Source organism: Inhella sp. (assembly GCF_027532025.1).
Lineage (GTDB): Bacteria > Pseudomonadota > Gammaproteobacteria > Burkholderiales > Burkholderiaceae_C > Inhella.
In genome coordinates this window covers 66,745-75,220 of record NZ_JAPZSY010000024.1, presented here as the reverse complement: position 1 = coordinate 75,220, position 8,476 = coordinate 66,745, and the positions used below count along the sequence as shown (strand labels likewise).

The 8,476-nt window shown below is 70.4% G+C and carries 6 protein-coding genes; 5 read left to right on the top strand and 1 reads right to left on the bottom strand.

Annotated elements, in window-relative coordinates:
• The first annotated feature begins 62 nt into the window (after positions 1 to 62).
• Genes O9335_RS05060 through O9335_RS05040 form a run of 5 tightly spaced genes read left to right on the top strand, consistent with a single transcriptional unit; the run spans position 63 to position 7,416 of the window.
• Entirely contained in the window at positions 63 to 2,648 is a 2,586-nt protein-coding gene (locus O9335_RS05060; protein WP_298384480.1) for an alpha-amylase family glycosyl hydrolase, read from the top strand.
• Positions 2,645 to 3,451, top strand: a complete 807-nt coding sequence (locus O9335_RS05055) for a phytanoyl-CoA dioxygenase family protein (RefSeq protein WP_298384477.1) — start codon at positions 2,645 to 2,647, stop codon at positions 3,449 to 3,451. Before O9335_RS05060 ends, O9335_RS05055 begins: the two co-directional genes overlap by 4 nt.
• Positions 3,452 to 3,458: 7 nt before the next feature.
• Positions 3,459 to 4,346: a hypothetical protein gene (locus O9335_RS05050; RefSeq protein WP_298384475.1), complete on the top strand. Its 888-nt coding sequence runs from the start codon at positions 3,459 to 3,461 to the stop codon at positions 4,344 to 4,346.
• Positions 4,343 to 5,269, top strand: coding sequence for an alpha/beta hydrolase-fold protein (locus O9335_RS05045; protein ID WP_298384472.1), 927 nt, complete (start codon positions 4,343 to 4,345; stop codon positions 5,267 to 5,269). Before O9335_RS05050 ends, O9335_RS05045 begins: the two co-directional genes overlap by 4 nt.
• Positions 5,269 to 7,416 (top strand): GH92 family glycosyl hydrolase, encoded by a 2,148-nt coding sequence (locus O9335_RS05040; protein ID WP_298384469.1) that lies wholly within the window; start codon positions 5,269 to 5,271, stop codon positions 7,414 to 7,416. The genes O9335_RS05045 and O9335_RS05040 overlap by 1 nt, the downstream gene beginning before the upstream one ends.
• Before the next feature lie 257 nt (positions 7,417 to 7,673).
• Here O9335_RS05040 and O9335_RS05035 read toward each other — a convergent pair whose 3' ends face one another.
• Positions 7,674 to 8,444 carry an AraC family transcriptional regulator gene (locus tag O9335_RS05035; RefSeq protein WP_298384466.1) on the bottom strand — a complete coding sequence of 257 codons (771 nt, stop codon included), beginning with the start codon at positions 8,442 to 8,444 and terminating at the stop codon, positions 7,674 to 7,676.
• Positions 8,445 to 8,476: the final 32 nt, after the last annotated feature.

The following is an 8,476-nucleotide window of genomic DNA, read 5'->3' as shown; positions in this document are numbered from 1 at the left end:
CCAAGCGGCCGAGCGCATGCGCGGCCCCGATTGAACTGGCGTCCCCCCAGAGTTCCCCCGACATGAAACTGATCCTCAGCCTGCCCCCGCTGCTCACCGCCCTGGCTGCCTCGGCCGCGCCGCTCAAGCTGCACGTGCCCTCGCCCGACTGGCGCGACCAGGTCATCTACTTCGTGATGACCGACCGCTTTGCTGATGGCGACCCGCGCAACAACGACCAAGGCGTGGGCGCCTACGACCCGCGCAGCAACGACCGCTACAACGGCGGCGACCTGGCCGGCCTGCGCCAACGCCTGGACTACATCCAAGGCCTGGGCGCCACGGCGTTGTGGCTCACGCCCCCCGTGCGCAACCAGTGGCTGGACCCGACCCTGGGCTTCACCGGGTACCACGGCTACTGGGCGCAGCACTTCAAGGAGGTGGACCCGCACCTCGGCACCTTGGCCGACTACCAGCGCCTGTCGCACGACCTGCACAGCCGCGGCATGTACCTGGTGCAAGACATCGTGGTGAACCACGTGGGCAACTACTTTGGCTACGAGGGCGGCTGGGACCCGACCGACCCCACGCGCTTCTACACGCCCAACACCCGCTCCAAACCCACCACCGCACCCACGCAGTGGCCGTTCAACCTGAACGACCCTCGCCGCGCGGCCGACCGCCAAGCCGGCATCTACCACTGGACCCCAGCGCTGGTCGACGTCAAGAACCCAGACCACGAGCTGGCGCACCAGATGTCGGGCCTCGACGACCTCAACACCAGCAACCCGGTGGTGATGCGCGCGCTGCGCGACAGCTACGGCTTCTGGATCAAGCGCGTGGGCGTGGACGCCTTCCGCGTGGACACCGCCTTCTACGTGCCGCCGGCGTACTTTGAAGACTTCATGCACAGTCGCGACGCCAAAGCGCCCGGCATGGTGGAGGTGGCGCGGCGCACCGGGCGCGACAGCTTCCTGGTGTTCGGCGAAGGCTTCGGCATCGACGCGCCCGGCAAAACCGTGATGGCCGAGCGCATCGAAAGCTATGTGCGCGGCCAAGCTGGCGAAGCGCGCATGAACGGCATGCTGAACTTCCCGCTCTACGGCAGCATGGTCGACGTGTTCGCCCGTGGGCGGCCGACGCAGCAGCTTGCCGATCGCATCGACGCCATGATGAAAGTGCACAGCCGCCCGCACTGGCTGCCCACCTTCATCGACAACCACGACGTGGACCGCTGGCTGGCCGGCGGCAGCGAAGCCGCGATGAAGCAAGCGCTGCTGGCGACCATGACGCTGCCCGGCATCCCGGTGCTGTACTACGGCACCGAGCAGGGCTTCACTGAACAGCGCGCCGCCATGTTCGCCAAGGGCTATGGCAGCGGTGGGCGCGACCACTTCGACACGAACGCGCCGCTGTACCGCCTGACGGCACAGATGACCGCGCTGCGCAAGGCCAACAAGGTGCTGAGCCGCGGCAACCCCCAGGTGCTGGCCGGCAGCCCCAGCGGCCCTGGCGCCATCGCCTGGCGCATGGCCGACGAAAAGCAAGCTGCGCTGGTGGTGTTCAACACCGCCGACACCGAGGTGCTGCTCGACAACCTCCCCACCGGCGCGCCCGAGGGCACGGTGCTGCGCGGCCTGTTCAGCCTGCACGGCCCGGCCAGCGACGTGACGGTGGGCGCCCAAGGCCGCATCAGCCTGCGGCTGGCCCCGCGCAGCGGCCTGGTTTGGCAGCAGACCGGCACCGTGCAGCGCCTGGCCGCCACGCCAGCCACCCCGCGGCTGGACCCGCTGCCCAGCACGCCGGTGCAGGGCGACTTCCAGGTCAGCGGCCACACCGCCGGCCAAGCCGACCTGCGCCTGGTGATCGACGGCGACCTCGCCCGCGCCGTGCTGGTGCAGGTGAGCGCCGACGGCCGCTTCACCGCCACCGTGCCCACCGGCCGCATGAGCGACCCCGCCGTGCCGCACCGCGCCGTGCTGTGGTCGCCCGGCAGCGGCATCGCCTCGGCGCCCGCCACCTTCCAGGCCGCGCTGCCCTGGGTGCTCTTGGCCGACGAGGCCGACCCGGCGGGGGACGACACCGGCCCGACCGGCACCTACGTCTACCCCACCCACGAGAGCTTCCTGCCCGGCCAGATGGACCTGACCCGCACCCGCGTGTGGTCCGCCGGCGGCAGCCTACGCGTGGAGCTGACGCTGCGCAACTTCAGCACCGTGTGGGGGCCGGCCAACGGCTTTGACCACGTGGCCTTCACCTTCTTCGTGGAACTGCCGGGCCGCAGCGGCTGCGCGACCGCGATGCCCGACCAATTCGCCAGCCTGCCCGAGGGCATGCGCTGGCACCACCGGGTGCGCGCCCACGGCTGGAGCAACGCCCACTTCGGCCCCGAGGGCGCCAGCGGCCAGCATGACGGCACGGCGCAGCCCATCGGCGCGCAGATCAGCGCCAACCCTGACGCACGCACCGTGACCTTCACCCTGCCGGCCGCCGCACTGGGCGACCCCGCCACCCTGGCCGGCGCGCGCCTGTACGTGACCACCTGGGACTACGACGGCGGCTACCGCGCCCTCGCGGCGCAGCCCGGCCCCTTCGTCTTCGGCGGCGCCCAGCCCACCGACCCCCGCGTCATCGACGCCACGCGCGTCATCACCCTGCAGCAACCATGACCGACCTCGACACCCCCTACGCCCTGAGCGCCGCCCAGATCGACCTGTTCCACCGCGACGGTTTCATCAAGCTCAAAGACGTGCTTTCGCCCCAGACCTTGGCGCAGTACGGCGCCGAGATCACGCGCCTGACCATCGAGCTCAACACCGAGCAGCGCCCGCTCGAAGAACGCAGCACCTACGACAGAGCCTTCTTGCAGGTGATGAACCTGTGGGAGCAAAGCCCGCTGGTGGGCCGCTTCGTGATGGGCCAACGCCTGGGGCGCATCGCCGCCGAGCTGCTGCAGGTGGGCGGCGTGCGCCTGTACCACGACCAGTCGCTCTACAAAGAGCCGGGCGGTGGCATCACCCCCGCGCACGCCGACCAGACCTACTGGCCCTTGGCCAGCGACCGCACCGTCACCGCCTGGATTCCGCTGCAGGCGGTGCCCGAGGCCATGGGGCCGCTGGGGTTTTACGCGCGCAGCCAGTCGGTCGAGTTCGGGCGCGAGCTCGGCATCAGCGACGAGAGCGAGGACAAGATCAGCGCCAACATGGCCCGCCACGGCTTCGAGTTCGTCAGCGGCGCCTTCGAGCTCGGCGAGGTCAGCTTCCACCTGGGCTGGACCTTCCACAAGGCCGGCGCCAACGTCAGCGATCGCCCTCGCTCGGTCATGACGGTCATCTACATGGACGCCGCGATGCGCCTGGTGCCGGCGCTCAACCCCGTGCAGGCCAACGACCGCGACCAGTGGTGCCCCGGGGCGCGCGAGGGCGAGGTCATCGCCACGCGAAAGAACCCCGTCGTGTGGCACCGGGCTTGAGGCCGCCATGCGCCTGCGCAAAGACATCCACCTGGGCACCTTGCTGGCGCTGCCGCCGGCCTCGCGCGGCTGGCGCGCCAGCCTGGACGAGCAGCTGCAGTTGCTGAAGGCCGAGGGCTACGAAGGCGCCCAGGCCTGGGATGGATGGGGTGCCATCCAGCGCGCTGGCCTGGACGCCAGCGGCATCGCCCGCGTGACCCGGCCCGAGCAGCTCGACCCCCTGGCCCGCCAGCACCGCGCCGAGGGCCTGCTCTACACGAACTTGCACCTGGGCACGGGCTTCGACAGCGACGCCGAGATGGACGCGCTGGCCGCCGCGCTGCTGGAAGCGCAAGCCCGCCACGGGCACCCGCTGCTTGTCGAGACGCACCGCGCCACGGCCACGCAAGACATCTGGCGCACGCTGCGCTGGGTGGAGCGCTTCCCCGACCTGCGCTTCACCGCCGACCTGAGTCACTGGTACACCGGCCACGAGATGACCTACGGCGGCGAGTTTTCCGAGCGCATGGCGCGCTTGCAGCCGGTGTTCGAGCGGGTGCGCGCCTTCCACGGCCGCATCGGCAACAGCGGCTGCCTGCAAACCCCGCTGGACCGCCCGGGCCTGTACCTGGACCACTACCGCGCGATGTGGACGGCCTGCTGCGCTGGCTTCTTGCGCCACGCCGAGCCCGGCAGCGCCTTGAGCTTCAACGCCGAGCTGCTGCCCATGGCGGTGGGCGAGGGCGCCCACGCGATGTGGCTGCACTACCAACAGGCCACCCAGGCCGCGCCCACCGACCCCTGGCAGGGCGAGCCCTGCGACCGATTCGCCGACGCCGAAGCCCTGTGGGCCATCATCTGCGCCTGCTTCCACCAGGCCTGCCACGACACCGCCACGGAGACCCCCACCCCATGACCCGACGCACCTTCTTGGCGATGGCGCCCGCGCTGATCGCCGCCCCGCTGTGGACCCCCACCGCCGCCCCGGCCCAGGCCTTGCAAACGCCCCGCGCGGGTCGCGTGGAGCGCCTGGTGAACTTCCCTTCCCGGTTCGTCGACCCCCGCCACGTCGAGGTTTGGCTCCCGCCGGGCTACGACCCGCAGGCCAAGCGCTACGCCGTGCTCTACATGCACGACGGCCAGATGCTGTTCGACCCCAGCACCACCTGGAACCAAAAGGCCTGGCACGTGGACGAGGCGGCCGCGCGCCTGATGGCCACGGGCCAGGTGCAGGACTTCATCGTGGTCGGCCCCTGGAACAACGGCAAGTTCCGCCACGCCGAGTACTTCCCGGCCAAGTTCTTGCCGCACCTGCCCGAGACGCTGCGCCAAGGGCTCGTCGCGCAGGGCCTGCAAGGCCGCTCGCAAAGCGACGCCTACCTGCGCTTCTTGATGGAAGAGCTCAAGCCCGCCATCGACGCGAAGTACGCCACCCGGCCCGAGCGCGAGGCCACGTTCTTGATGGGCTCCAGCATGGGCGGGTTGATCAGCGCCTACGCGCTGTGCGAGCACCCCAAGGTGTTCGGCGGCGCGGCCTGCCTGAGCACGCACTGGATCGGCACCTTCCAGCGCAACGACGAGGTGCCCAGCGCCGCCATCGCCTACCTGCGTGGCGCGCTGCCCGAACCGGCGTCTGTCAAGTGGTGGATGGACCGCGGCACCACCGAGCTGGACGCCCAGTACGACCAGGCGCAGCCGCGCATCGACGCGCTGATGGCCGACAAAGGCTTCGTGCCCGGCGCGCGCTACCAAACCCGGGTGTACGAGGGCACCGGCCACAACGAGGTCGACTGGGCCCGGCGCCTGCACGAGCCCTTGACCTCCTTGCTGGGACGCTGATGCGCACGACCCTGGCCGTCCTACTGCTCGCCACCTTGGGGGGCGCGCACGCGCAAAGCCTCACCCGCCACGTCGACCCCTTCATCGGCACCGACGGCACGGGGCACGTGACCCCCGGCGCCACGGTGCCCTTCGGCATGGTCTTCCCTAGCCCCGACAACGCAGACCGCGGCTGGAGCTTCAGCGGCGGCTACCAGTACCGGGCGCCGCGCATCCTGGGCTTCTCGAACACGCACATGAGTGGCGTGGGCATCGGCGACCTGGGCGACCTGCTGCTGCAGCCCGCGCAAGGCCAGCGCTGGACGGCCCAGACCACCGACTTCAGCAGCGCCTACGACAAGGCGAGCGAGCGCGCCCGCCCCGGCCATTACGCCGTCACGCTCAAGGACCTGGGCGTGCGCGTGGACCTCACCGCCACCGAGCGCGTGGCCTTCCAGCGCTACACGTTTGCCAAGCCCGGCCGCGTGCAGGTGCTGGTGGACCTGCAGCACGGCATCCTGTTCGGCGACGGCCCGCGCGTCACCCAAAGCCAGCACGCGGTGGACGCCGCGCGCGGCGAGGTCACGGGCACGGTGCACGCCAAGAACTGGGTCGAGCGGCAAACCAGCTTCATCGTGCGCTTCAACCGGCCCATCGCCGCGCAGGCGGTGGTGGCGCCGCGCGAGGGCGACAAGGCGCCGCGTTTGCTGCTGGCGTTCGAGCTCGGCCACGGCCGGCAGCTGGAAGCCCGCGTGGCCGTCTCCACCGTGGACGAGGCCGGCGCGCGCGCCAACCTCGACGCCATCGGGCCGCTGCGCTTCGACGCCGCCCGCCAGCAGGCCGACGCCACCTGGAACCGCCTGCTGTCGCGCATCCAGATCGACGCCGACGCCGGCACGAAGCGGCTCTTCTACTCGGCCCTCTACCGCACCCTGCTGCACCCCAGCAACATCGCCGACGTGGACGGCCGCGTGCGCGGCCCCCAGGGCGGGGTGATCCGGGCCCCCGGCGGCGTGTACTACTCGACGCTGAGCCTGTGGGACACCTTCCGCGCCAGCCACCCGCTGTACACGCTGATCGTGCCCGAGCGCGTGCCCGGATTCGTCAGCACCCTCGTCGCCCACCAGCAGCAAATGGGCTACCTGCCGCTGTGGACCGTGATGGGCCGCGAGACGCACACCATGATCGGCAACCCCGCCATGCCCGTCATCGCCGACGCCATCGCCAAGGGCTTTGCGGTGGACCGCGAGGCCGCGCTGCAGGCCATGCTGGTCACCAGCACGCAGGACCGGCCCGACGCACCCGCCTGGGCGCAACGCAGCTGGCAGTGGCTGGACCAGTACGGCTACCTGCCCTTTGACCTGGCGCCGGGCGAGGCGGTCAGCAAAACCGCCGAGTACGGCTACGGCGACGCCGCGCTGGCCCAGGTGGCGCGCCTGACGGGTCGCAGCGAACTGGCCGAGCGCTTCGCGCGGCGCGCCGGCAGCTGGCGCAACCTGTTTGACGAAGGCACCCAAACCCTGCGCGGCAAAGACAGCCAAGGCCGCTGGCGCGAGCCCTTCGACCCCGTGGTGGCCACCAGCCCCATGAACAACCCGGGCGACTACACCGAGGCCAACGCCTACCAGTACACCGCCACCCCAGCCCTGCACGACCCCGAGGGCTTTCGCGAGCGCCTGGGCGGGCCCGAGGGCCTGGGCCGTTGGCTGGACCGCTTCTTCACCCTGCCCGTGCCCAACCCCGACAAGCACCTGGGCCAGGAGGCGCTGATCGGCCAGTACGCGCACGGCAACGAGCCCAGCCACCACATCGCCTGGCTCTACGCCTTCAGCGACCGGCCCGAACAAGGCCATGCCCGCGTGGCCGAGGTGGTGCGCCGCTTTTACAGCACGCGCCCTGATGGCATCGTCGGCAACGACGATGCCGGGCAGATGAGCGCCTGGCTGGTTTTCGCGCTGCTGGGCTTCTACCCCGCGCAGCCGGCCTCGGGCCACTACGTGCTGGGCCAGCCCCTGGTGCGCGGCGCCACCCTGCAGCTGGCTGACGGCCGGCGCCTGCGCTTGAGTGGCCGCGGCCCGGTGGCGCGCCTCAACGGCCAGCCCGTGGTGCCCACGGCCCTGTCACACGCCGATTTGTTACAGGGCGGTGTGCTCCAGTGGGGGATGTGAACGAGGTGCCGGGCCGGTTCGACCGGCCCATTGGCCCATTGGCCCATTGGCCCAGCGGGGCGCGACGCCGTCGGCAGCCGGCGGCGTTCTGTCGCCCTGCAGGAGACTCACGCCTCGCGGACTTGCTTGCCGACATCCGGTCGCTCGCCTTCGCAAACACCTCCGCGGGGGAGCTCGACCGCGCGCGACAACAGCGGGCTTCGACGGGCTGGCGCCCACCGCAAACGTCTCCTATCGTTGGGTGCTGCGCCGCTTGTTCAAGCGGCGTGCGCGTCTTCGAGCACGGTTTGGCTGGGGTGATCACACGCAAAGGTGAGGTCATCGTCAGCCACCTCGATCGCGACACCCAAGGCCAGCAGGTTGCTGGCCGTCAGCCCAAACATGCGTTTGAACGTGCTGCTGAGATGCGCTGAGCTCGAAAACCCGGCGGCGTGGGCGGCTTCGGTCAAGCTGCCGCCGGCAGCGACCTTGCGCATCACGGCGGCCATACGCCGCCACAGTCGGTAGCGACGGAAAGGTAGACCAAGCTCCGCGTCGAAGCGTGCCCTGAAGCGCGATGGTGACAGGCAGGCCAGCGCGGCAGCGTCTTGCAAACGTGCGAAGGCCTCGGGCCTGTGTTCGATCTCGCGCACAACTCGGGCGATGCGTGCATCCTTCGGGCGCTGAGGCCGCAGACCGAAGGCGATAAAGGCGTTGTCCAGGCTGATCCGCGGGCCCGCCAGCTGCAACTGCTCACGACCGCGCAGCAGCTCCGCCCGAGACAGCGAGCGCCGGCGGTCCGTCAGCGGGTCAAGGTAAAGGAAGGCCATCGGCCCGCGGCTCTTCAGGTGATGAAGCGTCTCCGACGGAATCACGCTGACCACGTCTGAGCGCCATGGCGACCAGGCCTCTGACTTGGCCCAGGTTCGCAACTCGAAGGGCTGCCGAAGAGAAACCGCGATCGTCGTCGCCACGTTCAAGTGGGGCGACAGGTCCAGCCCCGCACCGACGTAGAGCGCACGCGCCGAACCCGCCCAGATGCGTGGCATGACAGGCGATTCTTGAAAGCCAGAAGCGACCT